Source organism: Streptomyces sp. NPDC057694 (genome assembly GCF_042799415.1).
Lineage (GTDB): Bacteria > Actinomycetota > Actinomycetes > Streptomycetales > Streptomycetaceae > Streptomyces.
Genome location: NZ_JBHVIX010000001.1, coordinates 1270409 through 1294110, shown reverse-complemented (window position 1 = coordinate 1294110; position 23702 = coordinate 1270409). Strand labels below are relative to the sequence as shown.

Annotated in this window: 19 protein-coding genes; 13 read left to right on the top strand and 6 right to left on the bottom strand. The window is 71.3% G+C overall.

Going from position 1 to position 23702, the window contains the following annotated elements; all coding sequences use genetic code 11:
• Positions 1-2 precede the first annotated feature (2 nt).
• From ACFVDP_RS05915 to ACFVDP_RS05905, 3 genes are read left to right on the top strand one after another with little or no spacing between them, the layout of a single operon-like run.
• Complete coding sequence (locus tag ACFVDP_RS05915; RefSeq protein ID WP_383483830.1) at positions 3-374, top strand: DUF742 domain-containing protein; 372 nt, start codon at positions 3-5, stop codon at positions 372-374.
• Entirely contained in the window at positions 352-951 is a 600-nt protein-coding gene (locus ACFVDP_RS05910; RefSeq protein ID WP_383483821.1) for an ATP/GTP-binding protein, read from the top strand. Before ACFVDP_RS05915 ends, ACFVDP_RS05910 begins: the two co-directional genes overlap by 23 nt.
• Positions 948-1541: a GAF domain-containing protein gene (locus ACFVDP_RS05905; RefSeq protein WP_383483818.1), complete on the top strand. Its 594-nt coding sequence runs from the start codon at positions 948-950 to the stop codon at positions 1539-1541. Before ACFVDP_RS05910 ends, ACFVDP_RS05905 begins: the two co-directional genes overlap by 4 nt.
• Positions 1542-1601: 60 nt before the next feature.
• On the opposite strand, the gene ACFVDP_RS05900 is transcribed toward ACFVDP_RS05905, so the two are convergent.
• From ACFVDP_RS05900 to ACFVDP_RS05880, 5 genes are all read right to left on the bottom strand, one after another.
• Positions 1602-3521: a DUF2264 domain-containing protein gene (locus ACFVDP_RS05900; protein ID WP_383483815.1), complete on the bottom strand. Its 1920-nt coding sequence runs from the start codon at positions 3519-3521 to the stop codon at positions 1602-1604.
• Positions 3522-3567: 46 nt separating this feature from the next.
• Complete coding sequence (locus ACFVDP_RS05895) at positions 3568-5958, bottom strand: polysaccharide lyase 8 family protein (RefSeq protein ID WP_383483812.1); 2391 nt, start codon at positions 5956-5958, stop codon at positions 3568-3570.
• A 21-nt stretch (positions 5959-5979) separates the two neighbouring features.
• Positions 5980-7347: a M60 family metallopeptidase gene (locus ACFVDP_RS05890; protein WP_383483809.1), complete on the bottom strand. Its 1368-nt coding sequence runs from the start codon at positions 7345-7347 to the stop codon at positions 5980-5982.
• Between the two features lie 220 nt (positions 7348-7567).
• On the bottom strand, positions 7568-8716 hold the full coding sequence (locus tag ACFVDP_RS05885; RefSeq protein ID WP_383484371.1) for a LacI family DNA-binding transcriptional regulator: 1149 nt from the start codon (positions 8714-8716) through the stop codon (positions 7568-7570).
• Positions 8717-8787: 71 nt separating this feature from the next.
• Positions 8788-9864, bottom strand: coding sequence for a hydroxyacid dehydrogenase (locus tag ACFVDP_RS05880; RefSeq protein WP_383483806.1), 1077 nt, complete (start codon positions 9862-9864; stop codon positions 8788-8790).
• Positions 9865-10154: 290 nt separating this feature from the next.
• On the opposite strand from ACFVDP_RS05880, the gene ACFVDP_RS05875 reads away from it, so the two are divergent.
• The 8 genes from ACFVDP_RS05875 to ACFVDP_RS05840 all read left to right on the top strand — a co-directional run bounded on the left by ACFVDP_RS05875 (position 10155) and on the right by ACFVDP_RS05840 (position 20942).
• Positions 10155-11108, top strand: coding sequence for an ABC transporter permease (locus ACFVDP_RS05875; protein WP_383483802.1), 954 nt, complete (start codon positions 10155-10157; stop codon positions 11106-11108).
• A gap of 88 nt (positions 11109-11196) precedes the next feature.
• A complete protein-coding gene (locus tag ACFVDP_RS05870) occupies positions 11197-12057 on the top strand; it encodes a carbohydrate ABC transporter permease (protein WP_383484368.1) in 861 nt (286 codons plus the stop codon).
• A 56-nt stretch (positions 12058-12113) separates the two neighbouring features.
• A complete protein-coding gene (locus ACFVDP_RS05865; protein WP_383483799.1) occupies positions 12114-13805 on the top strand; it encodes a hypothetical protein in 1692 nt (563 codons plus the stop codon).
• Positions 13802-15259 (top strand): M1 family metallopeptidase, encoded by a 1458-nt coding sequence (locus ACFVDP_RS05860; RefSeq protein WP_383483796.1) that lies wholly within the window; start codon positions 13802-13804, stop codon positions 15257-15259. The genes ACFVDP_RS05865 and ACFVDP_RS05860 overlap by 4 nt, the downstream gene beginning before the upstream one ends.
• Positions 15260-15273: 14 nt before the next feature.
• A complete protein-coding gene (locus ACFVDP_RS05855) occupies positions 15274-17520 on the top strand; it encodes a right-handed parallel beta-helix repeat-containing protein (protein WP_383483794.1) in 2247 nt (748 codons plus the stop codon).
• Positions 17521-17734: 214 nt separating this feature from the next.
• Positions 17735-18763, top strand: a complete 1029-nt coding sequence (tdh, locus tag ACFVDP_RS05850) for an L-threonine 3-dehydrogenase (protein ID WP_383483792.1) — start codon at positions 17735-17737, stop codon at positions 18761-18763.
• Between the two features lie 37 nt (positions 18764-18800).
• Positions 18801-19997 carry a glycine C-acetyltransferase gene (locus tag ACFVDP_RS05845; protein ID WP_383483789.1) on the top strand — a complete coding sequence of 399 codons (1197 nt, stop codon included), beginning with the start codon at positions 18801-18803 and terminating at the stop codon, positions 19995-19997.
• Positions 19998-20039: 42 nt separating this feature from the next.
• Complete coding sequence (locus tag ACFVDP_RS05840) at positions 20040-20942, top strand: LysR substrate-binding domain-containing protein (protein WP_383483786.1); 903 nt, start codon at positions 20040-20042, stop codon at positions 20940-20942.
• Between the two features lie 236 nt (positions 20943-21178).
• On the opposite strand, the gene ACFVDP_RS05835 is transcribed toward ACFVDP_RS05840, so the two are convergent.
• Complete coding sequence (locus ACFVDP_RS05835; RefSeq protein WP_383483783.1) at positions 21179-22315, bottom strand: SUKH-4 family immunity protein; 1137 nt, start codon at positions 22313-22315, stop codon at positions 21179-21181.
• Positions 22316-22452: 137 nt separating this feature from the next.
• On the opposite strand from ACFVDP_RS05835, the gene ACFVDP_RS05830 reads away from it, so the two are divergent.
• The gene (locus ACFVDP_RS05830; protein WP_383483780.1) at positions 22453-23055 is read left to right on the top strand and encodes a helix-turn-helix domain-containing protein; all 603 of its coding nucleotides are present in this window, start codon (positions 22453-22455) and stop codon (positions 23053-23055) included.
• Positions 23055-23594 (top strand): GNAT family N-acetyltransferase, encoded by a 540-nt coding sequence (locus ACFVDP_RS05825; RefSeq protein ID WP_383484365.1) that lies wholly within the window; start codon positions 23055-23057, stop codon positions 23592-23594. Before ACFVDP_RS05830 ends, ACFVDP_RS05825 begins: the two co-directional genes overlap by 1 nt.
• Positions 23595-23702 lie beyond the last annotated feature (108 nt).

Here is a 23702-nt window from a genome sequence, read left to right as displayed (position 1 = left end):
GGGTGGCGGCCCCGCAGGACGGGCCGTGGCTCGACGGCGCGGCAGGCCGCCTCGTACGCCCGTACACCGTCAGCAACGGGCGCACCCGGCCCAGCACGTCGCTCGATCTGCTCACCCTCGTCATGGCCACCGGGGCGACCCCCCTCGGCTATCTGGGGCCCGAGCACGGCCAGGCGCTCGACCTGTGCGCCCGGCCCACGTCGGTCGCGGAGATCGCCGGACATCTGAAACTCCCCGCAGTCGTCACCAAGGTGATCCTGTCCGACCTCGTCGACTGCGGGGCGATCACCGCCAAGCCCCCCACGTTCCACGAAAACCCCACTGACCGGTCGCTACTGGAGGCAGTGCTCGATGGACTACGACGACAGCTCTGACCTGTTCCCCACCGCACTGAAGATCTTGGTCGCGGGCGGGTTCGGGGTCGGCAAGACGACCTTTGTCGGAGCGGTCAGCGAGATCGCTCCGCTCAGCACGGAAGAGCTGCTCACCACGGTCAGCGCCGACACCGACCATCTCGACGGCATCGAGAACAAGGTCGAGACGACGGTCGCGATGGACTTCGGCCGGATCACCCTGGACCCCGAACATGTGCTCTATCTTTTCGGCACCCCTGGCCAGGAGCGCTTCTGGTTCATGTGGGACGAGCTGTCCGAAGGCGCCCTGGGAGCAGTGATCCTCGCCGACACCCGGCGCCTGGAGGACTGCTTCGCCGCCGTCGACTTCTTCGAGGAGCGCGGCATGGGATTCATCGTGGCGGTCAACGAGTTCGACGGGTCCTACCGCTACGAACCCGAGGAGGTGCGCGCCGCCATCGACCTGGACCCCAGGGTGCCGGTGGTGCGCTGCGACGCACGTATCTCCAGCTCCGGCATCCAGACCCTGCTCACCCTCGTCCGGCATCTGCTGGCCCACGCGGCGCCCGCGGCCAGCGGCTACGGAGCCCACACGTGAGGTACGGCGCGGCCGGACGTCTGCTGCTGACACCGGTCGACAAAGAAGGGCCCCAGCGGGCCGGGCGGCTGCTCCGGCTCGGCCTGGGCCGACGGCCCGAGGCGGCCTTCGACCTGTTCGCGGACCGGCTCGCCGACGTGACCGGGGCGCCCTGCGCCATGGTCAACTTCATCGACGAGCACCGGCAGTTCTTCGCCGGACTGCACACACCGGCCGGCGGCCACCGGGGCGGCCACCGCCGGACCCGGCCGAGAGCGGCGGCCGACGCCGTCGCCGACAGCGCGATCGGCCGCTCCATGGCGCGCGATCACGGCTACTGCCCGCACGTCGTGGCGCGACGCAGAGCACTCGTCCTCGACGACGTGCGCGACTACCCGCGGTTCGCGGGCAACCCGGTCGTCGACGAGATCGGGATCCGCTCCTACCTGGGCGCCCCGCTGCTCGACGACCGTACGGGGCTCGCACTCGGCACCGTGTGCGTGGTGGACACCGCACCGCGCGCCTGGGGCCGATCAGGACTCGCGACCATCAAGGAGATGGCCGGCGAACTGATGGACCTCGTGCGCGGACGCGAGGGCCCGGGCGGGTGAGCGGAACCCGAAGGCGGGCCCTGGGGAGGGGCGGCAGCCCCACACACCCCGAGCGTGCGGTCACACGGTCACGGTCTCACCGTCCGGGAACGTGATGTGTGCCGTCCCGTCGTCCGTCACCTCGCATCCGATCGACGCGCGCAGGGCTTCCGGGTGCACCGTGTCGCGGGTCAGCGCCACCAGCGTGACGTGCACACTCGCGCCGCCCGGATGGTCTGCGGCGCGTACGTACGGGGTCGCGGAGTGCGGGCCGTAGGCGTTGGCCTCCACCTCGTGCGCGGCGCCGGTTTCCGTGTCCCAGCCGTGCAGTGCCACCACCGCGCTGGTCAGGCCCTGTTCCGTGCGGACGAGGGCCCAGCCCGGGCCCTGCTCGGTGTGCGGGCGCACGGTGTCGGCGACCGCGTGGCCGCCCTCCCGGACGGTCACCCCCGCGGGAGCCTGCACCCGGTGCACGCGCAACTCCCACGGACCGTGCAGCACACTGGTCGACTCGATCGGGAACACCTCGGCACGGTCGTCTCCGGGGAGTTCGGCGTCGTGGCGGGACGAGGCGCGGCGTCCCTCGCAGCCGAGGGGATGGATGCGGCGGCGGCGCGACGGGGTGCCGTCGGGGGTGAGCAGCGCGATGTGGTTGTCGACGGTGCGGGCCCAGGCGTGCGGGGCGGATTCGGGCGCCGTGGCCGTGGAGTAGGCGAGCTTGGCGTAGTGCGGGTCGTCGGTGGCCGGACCGTCGGGCGGATTGTGGTCGCTGCCGTGGTTGATCAGGCGGACGATGCCGTCGTGCGGCGTGCCGTGCAGCAGCCAGCCGGGCGCCGGCAGCGCCGTGTACTGCTCCGACTGTTCGACGGGCAGGGGCAGTTCGCGCTCGGTCCACACCGGATGGTCCGCGGGGAGCAGCAGACCGAGGAAGCCCTTGCTCGCCCAGTACGGGGAGGCCGGCCCGGAATACGGCTGGGTCGCTGGCAGGAACGTGTCGTACCAGCCCAGCGGCAGCAGCCCGCGCTCGTCCGGCACCCCGCGCTCCACGAAGTGCCGGGCGGTGCCGGACGCCAGGCGCCGGGTCAGACCGGGCGCGAGCGGGGTGCAGTCGGTGAGCGCCCCCAGCCACACGGGTGCCGTCGCCGCGAACCGGTACGTCAGCGACCGGCCCTGGTGCACGGGCGCGCCGTCCCCGCCGAAGAACTGCGGGTAGGGGGCCAGGAACTGCGCCAGCCGTTCGCGGTACACCTCGGCGCGCCCGCCGTCGCCGCCCTCGCCCGCCATCCGCGCCCACAGCAGCGGGTACAGATGCATGGCCCAGCCGATGTAGTAGTCGAAGTTGCGGCCGTCGCCGTCGCTGTACCAGCCGTCGCCGATGTACCAGTCCTCGATCCGGTCCAGGCCGCCGTCGATGTCGCTCTGGCTGTACGGGGCGCCGACCGAGGCCAGGAACTGTTCGGACACCACCTGGAAGAGCCGCCAGTTGTTGTCCCAGGTCCGCTTGGCGACGAACCCCGAGAACCAGTCGACGACCCGCTCCTGGACCCGGCTGTCCAGGCGGTCCCAGATCCAGGGGCGGGTCTCGTGCAGGCCGATCGCGATCGACGCGGCCTCCACCATCTGCTGGGAGCAGTCGGTGAGTTCGGGCCAGGCCTCCGTGCTGTCACGGTCCGTGCCCGTTGTCAGACCCTGCGTATACCTTTCGATCAGGTGGGAGATCTTGGACGGCGACGGTTCGTCCGGTCCGTCGGTCCCTCCCGCGCCCGCTATCCGGAAGGAGGCCAGCAGAAATGTCCGAGCGAACCCTTCGAGCCCGTCCGAGACGATCCCGGACCAGCTGGCCCGTCCCGGCAGCCGGTACTGGGCGAAGCCCGGAGTCGCGTACGGCAGCAGGGCGTCGAGCTGCCGGTCGGCCAGGGTCTCCCAGTGCGCCCGCGTCCAGCCGGTCAGCGGGGAGCGGACACGGTCGGTGGGCGGCAGGGCGAAGTACGGGGCGGGCATGGTGGTTCGCTGGCTCCTCGGTCGGGTGGGACGGGCGGTGTGGGGGTTACCTGAGTTCGGCCGTGTGGGTGTGCCCGCGCGAGCCGCCCACCTGGACGGTGAGCACGGGGCGGCGGCCCGGCGTGACGGTGACCGTGTCGTCGGCGCGGACCACCCGACGGACGGGGAAGGGCAGCTCGACGGTGAGCGCCGTCGCCGTCCGGCCGGGGTCGGCGACGGCGACCGTGACGCCCCCCTCGTGGCGGCGGACCAGGACGGTGCCGGGGCCGTCCGCCCGGAGCCCTTCGACGCTGCCCGCCGCCCAGAAGTGCGCGGCGAGCAGCCCGAGCCGGGGCGACTCCACGGCCTGGACAGTGGCGTCGTTGGCGAGGGTCCGGACCGGCCTGGAGCGTGACCAGGCGCCCGTCGTGGTGGCGCTCGCACCCGGCAGTAGCACGTAGGCGTAGGAGGCGGCAGTGGGGGAGGGACCGTGATCGAACCAGAGGGTGGCGTACCGGCGGGTGACCGGTGTGGTGCTGCCGGCGGTGTCCGCACCGGTGTTGAGGGCCCGCCAGGTCCCGGTGCGCTCCTCGCGCAGCGCCTTGAGCGGGCCGCCGGCGGGGAAGACGTAGCCGCCGGTGCCTTCGAGGTGGGCCCACCGGGCGCCCGGCAGCGCGGCGGACCAGCCCGCTTCCGTGGGCCGGCGACGACCGTCGACGGTGAGGACGGGGGCGCCCTCGACGTGCAGGTTCCGGTTCTCCACGACGGTCTCGATCGTGCGGCCGTCGCTCGCCGTGATGCCGGAGCCGAGCGCCACGACCGCGTCGTCCACGAAGAACCAGGCCTTCTTGGCGCGCAGCGTCGACCCGTCGGCGATCAGCTCCATCGCCGCCGCGCCGTACCTGCCGTCGAGCACGGCACCGCCCGCCACGGCGTTCTTCGGGCGGACCGTGCCGGTGCCGCCGTCGGTGCCGAGATCCGCCCGCGCGCGGGTGTCCACCGTCGTGCCGGGCAGGCGGTACGGATCCACGGTCGGCCAGAAGCCGTCCCCGAAGGCGTCGAGGTCGTCGCCGTCGTACAGGTAGGTCATGCCGTCGCCGGTGTACCAGCCGTGCAGATTCTCGCCGTTGCCCGCCTCGTACGCGGCGATGCGCTTCGAGGACAGGGAGAGCGCACACGCCCAGCCGGGCCGCCGGTGCACGACACGGTCCATGTCGGCGAGGGCGAAGTGACCGGTGACCCGCTCCGCCGGGCGCACCGCGGAGTCGTCGAGGACGGCCTTGGCGCGGGCCAGGGCGGGAATGCCGACGAGCGTGGCGAAGGGCGTCTCCTGGTTGCGCATGATCCATCCCTTGGCGGCCGCACGCCAGCGGTCCGCGTACGCCTGCGGCGCCCCGTCGGCGAGTTGGAGGATGGACGAGACGGCGGCCGCGCCGTCGGTGTGGTCGGGGGCGCGTTCGCGGGAGACCGCCCGTCCGCGCACCGCGTCCATCATCACTCCGTCGAACAGGACGGGTGCGAAGCTCCGGTCGACGGCCTCGTACAGCACGGAGACCGCGGGGTCCGTCACCGCCCACGTGGTGCCGGCGAGCAGAGCGACGAGCTGGCCGACACTGCCGAGCAGGACACTGCCGTACGTGCCCGTGTAGGCGACGTAGGAGTGCTGCACGAAGGAGCCGTCCGCGTAGAACCCGTCCCCCGAAGTCACGTACTGGAACAGGCTGTTCCGGCCGTTGTCCCGGGTGTCCGACAGACCGTCGCGGGCCAGCGCGACGACGTCGGGATCGCGGGCGAGCAGGCCGCGCAGGGCGACGATGACGGCCTTGTCGGCGCGGTTGGCACCGGTCTCGGCGAGGCTCGGCGAGTTGGTCCGCCGGTCCGGGTCCGGGACGAACCTGGCGACGGTCGCCAGGTGGGCGGCGAGATCGTCGGCGGGCAGATGCGCGCGCAGCAGCACGCAGGTGTCCATCAGGGCGCGGGGCGCGCCGATCTCCCAGAACCACCAGTTGCCGCTCTCCGGGCGCGTGGCGTTGTAGCCGGTGGTGTGCAGGAACCGCAGGGCGTCGAGGAGGCCGTCGCGCACCGCCGCGTCGGCGCTGAGGGAGGTGCCGGCCGTGGCCCACGCGGTGGCCACGGTGCGCAGCCGCGTATAGCTCTGGCCGAACATGCCGGGATCGGAGGCCGGCGACAGGTCCGGCCACAGGGCCGTGCGGCCGGCCGAGGTGTCGAGCGTCCGCCACCACGCCGCGGCCTGTTCGTCCAGGGCGGCGACCGCGGCGGCGACATCGGGGTCGGACGGGTCGAAGTCGCCTCCGGTGAGCTGCTGCGCGGCGCGCGCGAGCAGCGTCTCGTACGGATCGTCGGCCGCGGCGGCGCGCGGCGCGAAGGGCGTCGTGAGCGCGGCGGCACCGGCTCCCGCGGCGGCGAGCGCGAGGGTCTGGCGTCGGGTGAGGTCCATCGTGGTCGGTCGCCCTCCGGGTCAGTCGGTCAGCGTGGCCGGGTCGACGGGCGGCTTGGGCAGGCCGAGCGCGGCGAGTTCGGTCCGGCCCTCCGCGTCGATGGGAAAGGCCCAGGTGGTGAGGAAGAAATCGGTGAGGTCGTACCCCGACACCCGGCTGGCGAAGGTCGCGAGCGCGCGGTAGCGCTTGGCGGTCTCGGTGGAGTCCGACGCGGGGTTCTCCTCGCGGACCAGCCGGTGCGTCCGGGGCCAGAAGTCGTCGCCGAAGGCCAGCTCCAGCTGGCGCAGCGGCACGAGCTTCTCGTACGCGCCGAAGGACTTCTCGTACGTGAGGCCCGCCGTGCCGAACTTGGCCTGCGCGGACTGGAAGTAGGTCAGTCCGGTGGTGGAGTCCACCGTGAGGAGGTTGGACGGCTGGCCGAGGGCGCGCTGCACGGCCAGCGAGTAGATGTTCACCGTGACCTCGGTCAGCCCGCCGGGCTTGTACGCGAACTGCTGATGCAGGTGGCCGAGTTCGTGGTAGAGACCCCAGCCGCGCGTGCGCAGGCCGGAGACGGTGGTGGCCCGGTCGAGATAGGCGCGCGGGAAGCCGTTGTAGCCGTGTGTGGCGTACGCGCCGACGCCCGAGGGCACCACCGACACCTCGGTGAAGTGATAGCCGCCCGCCTTGGGCCGGTGCACGGGCTTGGAACCGTCGAGCCCGCTGATGTCCGACTCCGCGTCGATGATCTCCTCCAGGAGCGTCAGCAGCGCGGCGTGGTCCTCGGTGCGGTACAGCAGTGCCCCGTCCCGGGTCAGCGTCATGAGCGAGTGCGGGCCGTACAGCTCGACGACCGGGACATCGGCCGACGCGTCCAACTGCGCCTGGAAATCGGCCTCTGCGGTCTGGCCGAGGCGGAAGACGGGCATGGCCACGGACCCTGACCCGGACCGGAAGGTGACGTCGGCGCGCTCTCCGTCGCCTTCGAGAGAGAAGTAGAGGGGCCCGCCGTGGGGGTCGGTGATCGTGTTCGCGCCGGCTTCGAGGGCGTATCTGCGGGGCTCCGTCACCGTGCCGTAGTAGTCCCATTGCCCGATCCACAGGGTCGGCAGGACCTCGTCGTGGGGCAGCACCGTGATCGTCAGCGCGGTGTCCGCCGGCACATAGCGGCCGCTGGGCTGGAACTCGCTGGCCCGCAGCGCCTGCGCGAGGCGGAGCCGCTCGGTCTCGGCGGAGGGGCGGGCCGTGAGCCGCACGGTGCACCCGGCAGCGGCAGCGGCAGCGGCGGCATGGGCACGGCCCGCGCCGGCACCGACGGCGAGCGCGGCGCCGGCTCCGGTCAGCGCGGCGAGCACCGTGCGGCGCCCGGGGGCGGCAGGGACGGCGAGAGGCAGGTGGGCAGGGCGCATCCGGGACTCCCAAGGGACGAACGACGTCGGAGTGAGGGGCGGGACGAGCGTGCGGGTCGGGCGAAAGCATGTAAGCGGTTGCTATCCAGCCGCAAGAGGGTCGGCGAAGTTTCTGTTCGTTACTACGCCGACCGGCGCCGATTCGAGCAGGAACGCTCACGCCGGGCGGTGCGTACGCCCGCGGCCGACCCGGTCGCGGGCGGCACGGCGGACCTGCGGGTCACCCCCGGCGCCGCCTGCCGGAGACCGGGCGCGGCGCCCCCACCGAGTCCCGCACCACGACCTGAGTCCCGAGCCGCACCGCGCCCGTGGTCGGGGCCCGCCAGTCGTCCTCGTCGCCGCCGTGCAGTGCGAGGCGCACCGCCTGGCGGCCCATCTCCTCCAGCGGGATGCGCACGGTCGTCAGGCGCGGGCGAAGCTCCTGGGCGACCGGAATGTCGTCGTAGCCGACCAGCGACATGTCCTGCGGGATGCGCAGACCCGCCTCCTCCAGGGCCTGGGCCGCGCCCGCCGCCACGATGTCGTTCGCGGCGAACACGGCGGTGAATTCCGGTCCTTGTTCCAGGAGTTCGGACATGCGGCGGCGGCCGAAGGAGCGGCTGAAGGCGCCGGTCTGCTCCAGGTCGGGGTCCCGCTCGATGCCGCGCAGTTCGAGGGCGCGCCGGTAGCCCGCCAGCCGGTCGCGGTTCGTGGAGAGTCCGGGCGGCCCGCCGAGGTAGAGGATCCGCTCGTGGCCCTGCGTGATCAGGTGGTCGGTGAGGGCGAGAGCGCCGCCCTCGTTGTCGTACTCGACGCCGACGGTCGGCGCCCCGTCGCCGAGCGAGGGCCGGCCGCACAGCACCAGCTTCGAGCCGCCCGCGTCCAGATCCGTTGCCCTGCGCGCCAGTTCGGCCTTGTAGGCGCGGTCGTCGACGCTGCCGCCCACCAGGACCACGGCGTCCGCCCGCCGCTCGTGCATCAGCTCGATGAAGGCCAGCTCGCGCTGCGGCTCGCCCTGCGTGCAGCAGACGAGACAGAGCCGGCCGCCGTCGGTGGCCTCGCGTTCGACGCCGCGCGCGATGTACGCGTAGAACGGGTCGATCAGTTCGTTGACGATGATGCCGACCGTGCGGCCGGAGACACCGGCCAGCGCACGGGCGTGGGCGTTGACCACGTAGCCCAGTTCGCGCATGGCCGACTCGACGCGCTCGCGCGTGGCGGCCGCGACCGGGTAGTTGCGGTTCATCACGCGGGAGACGGTCGCCGTGGACACCCCGGCGAGCCGGGCCACGTCCACGACGGTGGCGCGGCGCCGGCCGCCCTGGTCGTGCGTTGCGTCCTGGCCGCCGTGCCCGGGCGCCGCGGAATTGTGCCGTGGCATCCGGCCCACCCCCTGAAGGTCGTGCTGTTCGTCGTCGTGTCCACCCGGCCCAGAGCCTATGACGTGCGGTGCGGACCCGGTCACGCGATCCGCTCCAGGTCCTTGAGCAGCACCGGATGGTTGAGCGGCACACCGCGTGCGTAGCGGTCCAGTTCGTCGACGGCGAGGGCGCCGAGCCGGCCCACCTCGTTGCCCTGGGCGCCCGCCATGTGCGGGGTGATGAAGACGTTTGGCAGGTCCCACAGTGGATGGTCGGCGGGCAGCGGTTCCGGCTGCGTGACGTCGAGGACGGCGTCGATCCGGCCGCCGACCAGGTGCTCGGTGAGGGCGACGGTGTCCACGAGCGGGCCGCGCGCGGTGTTCACCAGCAGCGCGCCGGGCCGCATCAGCGCGATCCGCCGCGCGTCCAGCAGGTGCCGGGTCTCCGCGGTGTCCGGCGCGTGCAGTGTCACCACGTCGCTGGTGGCGACGAGGGTGTCGAGGTCGGTGCGGGTCGCGCCGAGCAGTTCGGCCTCGGCGTCGCTCACGTACGGGTCGTACAGGAGCACCTCGGCGTCCAGGGAGCGCAGCAGTTGGAGGACTCTGCGGCCGATCCGGGAGGCGCCGACCACGCCGACGGTGATGCCGTGCGTGCCGAGCCACTGGTGCCGGTCCAGGTCCGCGGCGGTGCGGTGGGTGCGCCGGGTGCGGAACAGATGGGCGAGCGGGAAGGCCCGCTTGGCACCGAGGATGATCGCGGCGAGGGTGAACTCGGCGACGGGCACCGCGTTGGCCGCGGCCGCCGATGAGACGGAGATGCCCCGGGTGTAGGCCTCCCGGCTCAGGAACGTCTTCACGGTGCCGGCCGAGTGGATCACCGCGCGCAGCCGCGGCGCGCGGTCGAGGACCGTGGTGTCGATGGCCGGGCAGCCCCAGCCGGTCAGCAGGACCTCGCACTCGGCGAGCGCGGAGCGCGCCGAGTGGCTGCCGAACTCCCTTATGACGTGCGGCGGTTGAATATCCGCGATCTCCTCGAGGCGGGCCCGTACGGACGGCGGGAAGACGTCGTCGACGACCGAGGACTGCATCGCGAGAACCGTACGGGGCCGCCGCGGGGGCGGTGGCGGTGTGGCGTCGGCGGCCATGGCCTGGACCGGCGCCTCGTCAGTGGTACGCACCCTGCCTCCGGACAGTAAACGTGTTCTATGGCGTTACCGAAAACTAGGGATCGGGTGGCGTCAGCGTCAAGGTCAAGAGCCGCATGGCTGTGGTGGGTTGTCCGGTTAGCAGGGCAAATGCCAGGTGAGGATAGCTACTTGGAAGGATCACGTAACGCCGCTGTCGCTCGAATCTCTTGACGATGAGGTTAAACGCTTACTAACTTGCCGCCGCAGATACGTCGTTCCTGAGACACGTTCTTCCTGAGACACGTCGTTCCTGAGCCACTCGGCCGAACAGGACCAGCTTCATGACTGCTCCCGCCCCACTGCCCCTCGCCGTTCCCCGCAAGACCCTCTGGCAGCGCGTCAAGCGCGACAAGGTGATGCTGCTGCTGTGCCTGCCGGGATTCCTGTACTTCGTGGTGTTCCACTACATCCCGCTGCTCGGCTACATGGTGGCGTTCCAGGACTACCAGCCCTACCTGGGCTACATGCACAGCGCCTGGACCGGCCTCGCCAACTTCTCGGCGGCGTTCGCGGACCCCGACTTCTGGTCCGCGACCGGCAACACACTCACGATCGCCCTCGTCCAGCTGGTCCTGTTCTTCCCGGTCCCGATCGGCCTCGCACTGCTGCTCAACAGCATCGTCAGCGACAAGCTGCGCCGGTTCGTGCAGAGCGTCGTCTATCTGCCGCACTTCATCGGCTGGGTCATCATCGTCTCGATCTTCCAGCAGATCCTGGGCGGCGCGGGCGTCGTCCCCGACCTGCTCGAAGCGGTCGGCCTGCCGCGCTACGACATGATGACCGACCCGAACGCCTTCCCCTGGCTGCTCGCCCTCCAGGTCATGTGGAAGGACGCGGGCTGGGGCACCATCATCGTCCTCGCCGCGCTGCTCTCCATCGACCGCGGCCTGTACGAGGCCGCGGCCATGGACGGCGCGGCCCGGTGGCGCCGTTTCTGGCACGTCACCCTGCCCGGCCTGTCCCCGGTCCTGGTCCTGCTGCTGATCCTGAACCTCGGCAACATCCTCACCGTCGGTTTCGAGCAGATCCTGCTGCAGCGCGACGCGGTCGGCGCCGGCGCCGGTGAGGTCCTCGACACGTACGTCTACTTCCACGGCATCAAGGACAACCAGTGGGGCACGGCGGCCGCGGTCGGCCTGGTGAAGGCCGTGATCGGGACCGTCCTGGTCATCGGCGCCAACAAGTTCGCCCACCGGCTCGGACATGAAGGGGTGTACCGCGGTGCTGACCGTTGAGACGTCACCGGTGAAGTCGACTGCCCACCGGGGGAGTTCCGCGCCCGCGGAGAGTGAACTGCGGCCCTCCGGTGCCCGTCCGCCCTGGATGGAGCGGCCCACGCGGCTCGGCCTGTTCGCCAAGGGGCTCGCCCTCGTCATCGTCGTCGGCCTCGTCGCGTACCCGCTGCTCGGCGTGATCGGCACGAGCTTCGCCTCGCAGTCCGACATCATCCGCTCCAGCGGGCTCGTCCTGTGGCCCGACCATCCCAACCTCGACGCCTACCGCACCGCGTTCACCGGCGGCCGTGTCACCCGTGCCCTGTTCGTGAGCGTCGGCGTCACCGTCGCGGGCACGGTGTGCAGCCTCCTCGCCACCATCGGCATGGCGTACGGACTGTCGCGGCGCGGCATCGTCGGCGGCCGCTTCATCCTCATGACCGCCCTGTTCACAATGCTGTTCAACGCGGGAGTCATCCCCAACTTCCTTCTGGTGAAGGAGCTGGGTCTCTACAACACCTTCGCCGCGCTCGTCCTGCCCACCATGGTCAGCGCGTTCAACCTCGTCGTGATGCGCGCCTTCTTCATGAACCTGCCCGAGGAGCTGTACGACGCCGCGAAGGTCGACGGCGCGGGCGACTTCCGCACCCTCGTCAGCGTCGTCCTGCCGCTGTCCAAGGCGGTCATCGCCGTCGTCGGACTGTTCTACGCCGTCGCGTACTGGAACGCGTACTTCAACGCCCTGCTCTACCTCGGCGACAACGACAAATGGCCGCTGCCGATGGTGTTGCGCACCTTCATCCTCCAGGGCCAGAGCCTCGACAGCGGCGCGGCCGGTGAGGCCGTGGCCCCGCAGCAGGCCGTGCAGATGGCGGTGCTCGTGATCGCGGTCGTGCCGATCCTGCTCGTCTACCCCTTCCTCCAGCGGTTCTTCACCAAGGGCGTGCTCACCGGCGCCGTCAAGGGCTGACACCCCTTCAAGCCTCCCGACTTCTTCCGTTTCCCCTCCTGTTGAGGAGTTCTGCGATGCCCGGCAGCATGCCCGTCACATCCCCCTCGAACATGAACCGCCGCACCCTGTTCCGCCTGGGCGCGGGCCTCGGCCTCGGCGTCGCCGCGGCCCCGCTGCTCGCCGCGTGCGGCGACGGCGGCACCGCGGCCAAGGCGGAGGCCATCGGCGGCAAGGTGCTGCCGACCACCGCCGTCCGCAACATCGGCATCAAGGCCGACCTGCCCGGGACCGCCGCCGGCGTGCCGAGCGCCTTCCAGAAGTACCCGGCGGACCTGGTCCGCGCCACCAAGGGCACCCCGCTCAAGGGAGCCAAGAAGATCACCGCGGTGACCGAGACCTACGCCCCGCTGCCGCCCGACCGCGGGAAGAACGCCGCCTGGCGGGCCATCGAGAAGCTGCTCGGCACCGAGATCGACTTCACCGCCGTGCCCGCCGACGACTACCCCGCCAAGTTCTCCACCATGGTCGCGGGCGATCAACTGCCCGACATCTTCATGTACCCGGAGACCGGCGGCGTCGACAACCTGTCCTCGTTCCTCGCGGCCAAGTGCGTCGACCTCGGCCCCCACCTGTCCGGCGACAAGGTCAAGGACTACCCGAACCTCGCGGCCGTACCGGAGTACGCCTGGCGCGGCGCGGTCAAGGGCGGCAAGCTCTACGGCATCCCGATCGCCCGCAACGGCAGCGGCGGCGCCGGCTTCTACCGCGCCGACCTGTTCGAGCGGGCCGGAGTCACCGGCCTGGACCAGATCGACTCCATCGACCGGCTCGTCGAACTCGCCCAGGACATCACCGACGCCAAGAAGAAGCAGTACTTCTTCACCGGCGGCTCCGTGAACCTGCTCGCCATGTCGGCAGGCGCCCAGCATTTCTGGAAGCACGACACCAGGACCGGCAAGTGGACGTACCAGCTGGAGGACGAGAAGTACCGGTACGCCCTGGAGACCGCCGCCAAGCTCTACAAGGCGGGCTGCTTCTATCCCGGCACGGTCCAGATGGCGGGCGCGCAGAAGGCCGAGTACACGAACCTCTTCAAGAACGGCAAGGCGGCCTACGTCTACGACGGCATGCCCGGCTATCTGACCACGGGGTCCGGGTACGTCGACGCGATGGCCGTCATCGACAGGTCCTTCGACGTGCGGCCGATGACGCCCGTCGGCCGGGACGCGGTCGCCTGGACCGACAACCCGTCGCTGCAGAACTGCTTCGTCACCAAGGCCGGTGAGGACCGCGTCAAGGAGATCCTCCGCCTCGCCGACTTCGCGGCCTCGCCGTTCGGCTCGGTCGAGTACACGCTCATGAACTACGGCGTCGAGGGCACCGACCACCGGCGCGACAGCAAGGGCACACCCGTCCTCACCAAGCAGGGCACCCAGGACGTCACGGTGCCCTGGAGCAAGCTGGCCTCCGCCACGCCCGCGTTCTTCAGCGCGACGCACGCGGACGCCGCCACGTACGTGCACGAGGCGTACACCCGGCTCATCCCGATGATGATCGAGGACCCGACGCTCAGCTACTCGTCACCCACCTGGGACTCCAAGGGCCTCGGCAGCCTCTACACCATCCACCTCGACGGGATGAAGGACCTGGTGACCGGCCGCAAGCCGATGTCGTCCTACGACGCACTGGTCAAGAAGTGGCGCAAGGCCGGCGGCGACACCTGTCGCGCCGAGTTCGAGCAGGCCTCCCAGAAGGGCAAGAAGTGACCACCACCAGACGCACCCTCCTGAAGGGCGCGGGCGTCGCCGCCGCGCTCACCGTCCCGGTCTTCGCCACGCCCGCCCAGGCAAGGGGATTCGACCCGCGGCCAGGGTCCGACGGCGTCGGCGACCCGCTCTTCCCGACCCTCGGCAACGGCGGCTACCAGGTCGTCCACTACGACCTCACCTTCGACTTCACCCCGGTCACCTACGACTTCACGGCCGCGGTGACGCTGCACGCGCGGGCGACGCAGGACCTGTCGTCGTTCAACCTCGACACCGACGGCCACACCATCGACACCCTTACGGTGAACGGCCGGGCCGCTCAATTCGAGCTTTCCGTGGGCCAGTCGGGGCAGGAACTCACCGTCACCCCGGCCGCCCCGCTCCACAAGGGCGCCCCCTTCACCGTCGCCGTGACCTACCACGGCAACGGCAAGGCGCCCCGGGCCGGCCTCACCGGCTGGCGGTTCGGCACCGACGGCGGCTTCGCGTCCGCCGTGCAGTCCTCGCGCGCCGACACGTTCCTGCCGTGCAACGACACTCCCTCGGACAAGGCCACCTGGACCTTCCACATCTCCGCACCGGACGGCTATGTAGCCACCGCCAACGGCGAGTTGACCGGCAAGGACCGGCGCGCCGACGGCTCGGCCGTCTGGCACTTCGCGCTGCGCGAGCGGATGCCCACCGAACTGCTCGGCATCGCCGTCGTCAAGGGCACGTATCTGTACGGGACATCGCACACCGGTCTGCCCCTGCGGCACATCGTCCCGCAGGGCCACGAGGACACGTACGGGCCGATCGTCGCTCGCACCCCGGACCATCTCGCCTGGCTGGAGGCGAAGTTCGGCAGGTACCCGTTCTCCGTCTACGGCGTCCACATCTACGACGGCTACACCGACGCCCTGGAGAACTCGACGCTCACCCTCATGGGCACCAACTGGTTCAAGCCGAACGCCGACGGCAACCCCACCTACGAGAACACGATGGTGCACGAGCTCACCCACCAGTGGTTCGGCGACAGCGTCACCCCGAACGACTGGCAGCAGGCCTGGCTCAACGAAGGCCCCGCCGTGTACTACGCCGCCCTCTACAGCGAAGAGCGCGGCTGGTCCCTCATGGTCGACAAGATGAAGGCCACGTACGGAAAGCTGAACGCGATCCGCGCCAGTGACGGACCGCCCGGACTGCCCAAGGCGCTCGGCGGCACCAACATCTACGACGGCGGCGCACTGGTCCTGTACGCACTCCAACTCCAGGCCGGTCAGAAGAAGTTCGACCGGATCATGAGCCTGTGGCCGCGCCGCTTCAAGGACCGCACCGTCACGAGCGAGGACTTCATCGGCCATGCGGTCGAGGTGACGGGGGACCGGTCCCTCGACCCGTTCCTGCGGGACTGGCTGTTCGGAGCGGTGAACCCGCCGATGCCCGGCCACCCCGACTGGACGGTGACGGCCTGATGAGGAGCGACCGCATGTCCACCGACCGGCCCGCAGGTGCCCGGACCTCTCTGGTACGCCTCCTTCTCGCGGGAGCCGTCGCCGGAGCCGCGGCCCTCGGGCTCGCCCCGGTCTCCGCCGCCCAAGGGGGACCCGCGCCCAAGGTGCTGCACGCCGCCCCGCACGGCTCCGGCGACCACTGCACCACCGGACGTCCCTGCTCGGTGACGGGCGCCCGGGACGCCGCCCGCACCCTCGGCGGCCGCCCGGTCCGCGTCGAACTCGCCGACGGAACCTACCGGTTGACCCAGCCGCTGCGGCTCGGCGCCGAGGACTCCGGCGTCACATGGGCCGCCGCACCCGGCGCCCACCCGGATCTCTCCGGCGCCCGCACCCTCACCGGCTGGTCGAAGAACACCGACGGCACCTGGACCGCCGACGTGCCCGAAGGGCTCACCCCGCGCCAGCTCTTCGTCGACGGCGTACGCGCCGTACGGGCCCGCGGCGACTCGTGCGCCGCCGCCGTCTGCGACGCCACCAAAACCGGCATGACCGGCGCGGAGAAGACCGGCATCGCCAGGTGGGCGCGACCCACCGACGCCGAAGCCGTCATCCGTGTCCGCTGGCGCAATTACCACTGCCGGATCGCCGGCGTCAGCGGCGACACCATGACGTTCGCCCAGCCCTGCTGGACCAACGCGGCCTCCGGCACCGACCGGACCGGCCCCGCCTGGGACACGACCACCGTCGACTCGTCCCGCTACTCGAAGGTGTCCTACTTCGAGAACGCCCGCGAACTCCTCGACACACCCGGGGAGTTCGTCTGGGACTCGGCGGCCCGCACGGTCACGTACCTGCCGCGCAAGGGCGACGACATGCGCCACGCCGAGGCCGTCACCCCGGCCACCGAGGGCCTGCTCACCCTCGACGGCGCGCACGACGTCACGATCACCGGCCTCGGCCTCGCCTACGCCGCGTACGCACAGCCGTCCACCGACGAGGGCTACGCGGGCACCCAGGCCGGTCTCACCCTGACCGGCGCCACCGGCCCCGTCGACCACGCGGGCCGCTTCTACACGAAACCGGCCGCCGCCCTCACCGTGCGCGGCGGACGCCACGTGACCGTCACCGGCGCACGCTTCGAACACCTCGGCGGCGCCGGAGTGATCTTCGAGAAGGGCACCCAGGACTCCACCCTCACCCGCAGCGCCTTCACCGACCTGTCCTCCGGGGCCGCCTACATCGGCGACACCGACCCCCGGCCGGCCGCCGGTCTCGCGGGGGAGCGCAACACCGTCTCGTACAACACGATCCGTCGCATCGGCGTCGAATACTCCGACGCCGTCGGCATCTGGGCGGGCTACGAGGCAGGGCTGACCGTCGACCACAACACCATCGAGGACACCCCCTACTCCGGCATCTCCGTCGGCTGGGGCTGGAACCAGCCCGAGGCACAGCAGTCGGTGCTGCGCGACAACCGCATCACGGACAACCGGATCACCGATGTCATGCGCGTCGCCCACGACCAGCACGACGGCGGCGCCATCTACACCCAGGGCGCCCAGCCCGGCACCGTGATCTCCGGCAACTACCTCAACCGCAGCGCCTACCAGAACACCGAGCGCGACGGCAACGGCATCTACCTCGACGAGCAGTCCTCGCACATCACCGTCGAGCACAACGTCATCACCCGCGTCGGGTACAAGTGGGTCTCCAACTGGGCGGACTACGGCATCCAGAACACGGCCACCCACAACTGGACCGACACCGCCGCGCCCGCCCTCGCAGGCACAGGCTCGACGATGACCGACAACTGGACCGGCCTGGACGCACTGCCGGCGGAGGCCGTGAAGTACGCCCGTTCCGCGGGAGCCCGTCCCGGACCGGTCGAGCAGCTCCGCCCGAACCTGGCGGCGGCCGGAACCGCCACCCAGTCCTCCACCTCCGGCACCGCCGGCGCGGCCCTCGCGCTCGACGGCGACACCACCACCGCCGCCAAGACCGCCGCCGAACCGGGCGCCTGGTGGCAGGTCGACCTGGGGTCCGTCCGGCACATCGGACAGATCGAGCTCTGGAACGCGGCGGGCATGCCGACCGCGGACGTCGACGTCCGGATCGCGGCGAGCGCGGACTTCGCGGACGCCACCACCGTCCACGTCACCGGCAACGTGCTCAGCCCCTCGCTGCTCGCCACCGACACCGAGGGCCGTTACGTACGCGTCGTGCGCACCGGCACCGGTGCCGGGCAGACCGGCCTGGCCGAGGTCCGCGTCCACCCGTAACAGCCGCCTCCCGATCCTGAGTTGGCGGCGGGTGTGCCCGCGCCGTCGGGGCCTGTAGGAAAGCTGCGGCGGCGCTTAAGAAAACCTCGATGGACCCGGAGAGCCCTGGTGAGGAAGAGTCGGGGGTGGCGGCGGAGGACGGCCGCCATCCCCCTCTGCTTGCTACACGGGTGGCCGCGTGCTGCCCGCGTGCGCGACGACAGGAGCCCAACCGTTGAAGGCGCTGGTCAAGGAGATAGCCGAACCGGGACTGTGGCTGACGGACGTGCCCGAGCCGTCCATCGGCCCCGGCGACGTACTGATCAAGGTGCTGCGGACCGGGATCTGCGGCACCGATCTGCACATCCGTGCCTGGGACGGCTGGGCGCAGTCGACCATCAGCGCCCCGCTCGTCGTCGGCCACGAGTTCGTCGGCGAGGTCGTCGGGACCGGCCGTGACGTCTCCGACATCGCGGTCGGCGACACGGTCAGCGGCGAGGGCCACCTCGTCTGCGGCAAGTGCCGCAACTGTCTCGCCGGACGCCGCCACCTGTGCCGCGCCACGGTCGGCTTGGGCGTGGGCCGCGACGGCGCGTTCGCCGAGTACGTGGCACTGCCCGCCTCCAACGTCTGGGTGCACCGCGTCCCCGTGGACCTCGACGTGGCGGCGATCTTCGACCCGTTCGGCAACGCCGTGCACACCGCCCTGTCCTTCCCGCTGGTCGGCGAGGACGTCCTGATCACCGGCGCCGGGCCCATCGGCCTCATGGCGGCGGCGGTCGCCAAGCACGCGGGAGCCCGCAACGTCGTGATCACCGACGTCAGCGAGGAGCGCCTCGAACTGGCCCGCAAGGTCGGCGTCAGCCTCGCCCTGAACGTGGGGGAGTCCACCATCGCCGAAGGCCAGCGCACGCTCGGCCTGCGCGAGGGCTTCGACGTCGGCCTGGAGATGTCCGGCAACCCGACCGCGATGCGCGACATGCTCGCCAACATGACCCACGGCGGCAAGATCGCCATGCTCGGCCTGCCGTCGCAGGAGTTCGCCGTCGACTGGGCCCGGATCGTCACCTCGATGATCACCATCAAGGGCATTTACGGTCGCGAGATGTTCGAGACCTGGTACGCGATGTCGGTCCTCCTGGAAGGCGGCCTCGACCTCGCCCCGGTGATCACCGGCCGCTACGCGTACACCGACTTCGACGCCGCCTTCGACGACGCGGCGAGCGGTCGCGGCGGCAAGGTCATCCTCGACTGGACCTCCTGAACTCTCCCCGGCGCACAAGGATTTAAGGACTCACGGCATGTTCGACAACGTACGCGAAGACATCCAGGCCACCCTCGACGAGATCGTCGCCGCCGGCCTGCACAAGCCCGAGCGGGTCATCGGCACCCCGCAGTCGGCCACCGTCGGCGTCACGGCGGGCGGCCGCCCCGGCGAGGTGCTGAACTTCTGCGCCAACAACTACCTCGGCCTCGCCGACCACCCCGAGGTCATCGCCGCCGGCCACGCGGCCCTCGACCGCTGGGGCTACGGCATGGCGTCCGTCCGCTTCATCTGCGGCACCCAGGAGGTCCACAAGGAGCTGGAGGCGCGCCTGTCCTCCTTCCTCGGCCAGGAGGACACGATCCTCTACTCCTCCTGCTTCGACGCCAACGGCGGCGTCTTCGAGACCCTCCTCGGCCCCGAGGACGCGGTGATCTCCGACGCCCTCAACCACGCCTCGATCATCGACGGCATCCGGCTCAGCAAGGCCAAGCGCTTCCGCTACGCGAACCGCGACATGGCCGACCTCGAAGCCCAGCTCAAGGCGGCGGACGAAGCGGGCGCCCGCCGCAAGCTGATCGTCACCGACGGCGTCTTCTCCATGGACGGCTACGTCGCGCCGCTCGGCGACATCTGCGACCTCGCCGAGGCTTACGACGCCATGGTCATGGTCGACGACTCGCACGCCGTCGGCTTCGTCGGCCCCGGCGGCCGCGGCACCCCCGAGCTGCACGGCGTCATGGACCGCGTCGACATCATCACCGGCACCCTCGGCAAGGCCCTCGGCGGCGCCTCCGGCGGCTATGTCGCCGCCCGCGCCGAGATCGTCGCCCTGCTGCGCCAGCGCTCGCGCCCCTACCTGTTCTCCAACAGCCTCGCCCCGGTCATCGCGGCGGCCTCCCTGAAGGTCATCGACCTCCTCGAATCCGCCGGTGACCTGCGCGAACAGCTCGCCGCCAACACCAAGCTGTTCCGTACGCGGATGACGGAGGAAGGCTTCGACATCCTTCCCGGCGACCACGCCATCGCGCCCGTCATGATCGGCGACGCGGCCGTGGCCGGGCGGATGGCGGAGCTGCTCCTGGAGCGCGGCGTGTACGTGATCGGCTTCTCGTACCCGGTGGTCCCGCAGGGCAAGGCACGGATCCGTGTCCAGCTGTCCGCCGCGCACTCCACCGAGGACGTGAACCGGGCCGTGGACGCCTTCGTCGACGCCCGCGCGCAGCTCGGCTGACCGGTGGGAGAAAACCTCTGACCGGTTTGGGAGAATAAGGGCATGATCGAAGCGCGGCGGTTGCACATCCTCCGTGCGGTGGCCGACCACCGCACCGTGACGGCGGCTGCCGCCGCGCTCTATCTGACCCCCTCCGCGGTCTCCCAGCAGCTCACGGCCCTGGAGCAGGAGACCGGCCACAAACTGGTCGAGCGCGGCGCCCGCGGCGTACGGCTCACCCCCGCAGGGGAGATCCTGCTGAAGCACGCCAATGCCGTCCTGGCCCAGCTGGAGACGGCAGAGGCGGAGCTCGCCGCGTACAGCACCGGCGAGGCGGGCACGGTCACGATCGCCTCGTTCGCCACCGGCATCGGGCTGGTCGTGGGCCCCGCCCTGGCCCATCTGGCCAGGACCGCACCCGGTATCCGCGTCCGCGTCCAGGACGCCGAGGGCGACGCCAGCCTGCCCATGCTGCTCGACCGCCGGATCGACGTCGCCGTCGCCGTCGAGTACCGGGGCGGGCCCGGCGCCGACGACGACCGGATCACGCGTGTGCCGCTGTACGCCGAGCCGTTCGACGCGGTGCTGCCCGTCCACCACCGGCTCGCGGACGCCGACTGGGTGCCGGTGGCGGACCTGGCCAAGGACACCTGGATCGGCCCGTACCCCGGCAACCCGTGCCACGACGTGGTGGTCCTCGCCTGCGAGCACGCCGGATTCTCCCCGCAGTTCGAGCACCTCTCCGACGACTTCCGCGCGGTCGTCTCGCTCGCCTCCGCGGGCGGCGGCGTCGCCCTCGTGCCGCGCTCGGCGCTGCGCGGCATGGACCTCGCCGAGGTCGTCGTCCGGCCCATCGACGGCGTGGTGCCCACCCGCAAGGTCTTCGCCGCCGTCCGGCACGGCGCCGAGGCCCATCCGCTGATCCGTCCGGTGCTCGACGCACTGGGGGAGGCCGCGGCGGCCTGAGCCGCGACACACGCCCTAGGGCCTGTCTTCAAACTCCCCTCTGCCCCGCGACGCCTGGCACGCGCCCCCACCCTCGAACCGGCTTCGCACGGCTCGGGCGGGAGGTACCCCCTTCGCCGCACCGGGCACAAGGCCAAGTACGTCCAGTACGAGGCCGTGCGCCCGGCACGCCGAGAGCACGCACCAGACGCCGCGGGGCCGCCCTCCGGGCGACGAGGGGAGTTTGAAGACAGGCCCTAGAGCACCCCGCCCGCCGCGTCGTGGAACACCTCCGGCCAGTACACGTACTCGTCCAGGTCGTCCGACTCCCGGCAGGCATCCGGATCGACCGTGGCCAGTGCCGCGAGCATGATCTCGGCGAGATGGACGTAGAAGTCGTCGGTACTGCCCTTGAGGTCGTAGCGCTCCACGACCTCCTGCTCCACTCCGTGCATCCACAGGGCGAAGGACAGCGTGGAGACGTCGGCGTTCATCGGAGTCAGCCGGTCATAGGTGTACGGCGCGTGATGGACCGCGCCGGTGCGGCCGTCGAGCACCACGTCCACGTCCTGCGGCGTATTGCCGAGGTACAGCCACTGGTCGGCGTCGGCCACGGGCGGGCGGTCGTCGATGTCCTCGTACAGGTGCCGCAGCTCCGGGTCCCGGGCGGACTCCGCGTGATCCTCGGCCAGGGTGCGCAGCGGCGTGTCCGGTGCCCCGGCGGCGGAGAACGACGGTGCCTCCTTCGGCAGCCCGACCTCGGTGAGGAACCGCCGCGTCGGCTCGTGCACGAGTGCGGACGGCAGCTCGCCGGGCGCGAAACGGCGCAGCCCGTCCGGCCCGAACACATCGGCCAGCACCCGCGCCGGCAGATCGAGCAGCAGCCCCCGTCCCGGTGCCGCGATCAGCGCCAGCGGCTTGACGACCGCCATGATCCGCCAGAGGTTCGGCAGCCCGAGCGGCCACTGGTCCGGCCCTCCCGCGGCGCCCCAGTCCTGCGCGCCCCACGGCTCACCGCCCAGCACGGAGACCAGCCGCTCGCGCGCCTCCCGCACGGCTCCCGGCCCCGCACGTCCCGCCAGGTCGGCGAACCGTCCGCACCGTCCGTCGAAGTCCGCGACCGCGCTCACCAGACGGTGCAGCGACGGTATCGAGGGGGCCAGCGGATGCACCTCGGCGTAGCGGGGGTCGTACATGTCGAGGAGGTACACGCGCCCCGACGCGGCGTCCGCGACCACCTCCTGCTCCAGCGGAAGGAACTGCCCGACCACTTCGAGCCCCGCGATGTACGGATCGAGTCCGGCGGGATCGAACTTGTCCGGGACGAACTCCACCGCCCGCCGCGCGGGCACCCCCGCCGCACATAACGACACCAGTGCCGATCCCTGCCCCATGAACACCCTCACCCCGTTGTGGACCATGAACGGCGTCCACCGTAGTGGCGGCCTCTGACAACGCCCCCGACGCCAGGTGAACGCCGTCGCCGACCCACGTAACCTGGCTGTTTCATATCTGGGATAACGTGCCGAATATGAGACGCGAAAGTGAGCCGACCGCGAGCGGCCCCGACGGGGAAGCGGACCCCGTCGACACCAGACTCGGCGCCCGCCTGTCCGAGCTGCGGGCCGAACACGGCTGGTCGCTCGGCGAGTTGGCGGACCGCAGCGGAGTGAGCCGGTCCACCCTGTCCCGCGCGGAGCGCGCCGAGATCAGCCCGACCGCAGCGCTCCTCAACCGGCTGTGCGCCGTGTACGGGCGGACCATGTCGCAGCTCCTCAGCGAGGTCGAGTCGGCCCCGGCCCAGGTGGTGCGCGCCGCCGACCAGTCCGTCTGGCGCGACGACACCAGCGGCTTCCAGCGGTGCTCCGTCTCCCCGCCGCTCGCCGGACTGCGTGCCGAGATCATCGAGGGCACCCTCGAGCCCTACGCCGACATCGCCTACGACCGCCCGCCCGTCCCCGGGCTCGAACAGCACATCTGGGTCCTCGGCGGCCTCCTCGACCTCACGGTGCAGAGCGTCACCCACCGCCTCACCGCCGGCGACTGCCTCCGCTTCCGCTTGTGGGGCCCCACGCACTTCCACTGCCCCGGCCCCGAACCCGTCCGATACGCGCTCGTGGTGGTGCTCCCGTGATGTCACCGGTCCTGCTGACGCCCCAACAGTTCCCCGCCTGCACAACCCCCTTGGCCGACCTCCTGATGGATGTCGTCGCGGGCGGCGGCTCCCTCGGTTTCCTCGACGGCCTCACCCGCGACGAGGCCATCGCCTGGTGGCGCGAGCGCACTCCCGCCGTCACCAGCGGCGACATCGAGGTATGGGCCGTCCGGGACACCGACGGCCGCTGCCTCGGCACGATCACCCTCGGCTTCAGCGGCATGCCCAACGGCGCGCACCGCGCCGAGGTGCGCAAACTGATGGTGCACAGCGCCGCCCGTGGCCAGGGCCTCGGCCGCGTCCTGCTGGCGACCGCCGAGCGCGCCGCCGCCGAGCGCGGCATCACCCTGCTGGTCCTCGACACGGAGACCGACAGCCCCGCCGAGCGCTTCTACCGCGCCGCGGGCTGGCAGCGGGTCGGCACGATCCCGGACTACGCGGCCGATCCCGCCGGGGTCCTGCGCCCCACGACGCTCTACTACAAGAGGCCCGGCGAACGGGCCGGATCCGCGGCCTGACAGCGGCCCCCGCCCCGCCGCGCGGTACTCCTTCCCGTGCCTCTGTTCGGGTGCGGCATGAATGGCGCACCCCGGGACGGGGGAGGTGCAGGCCACCACACCGCCGGC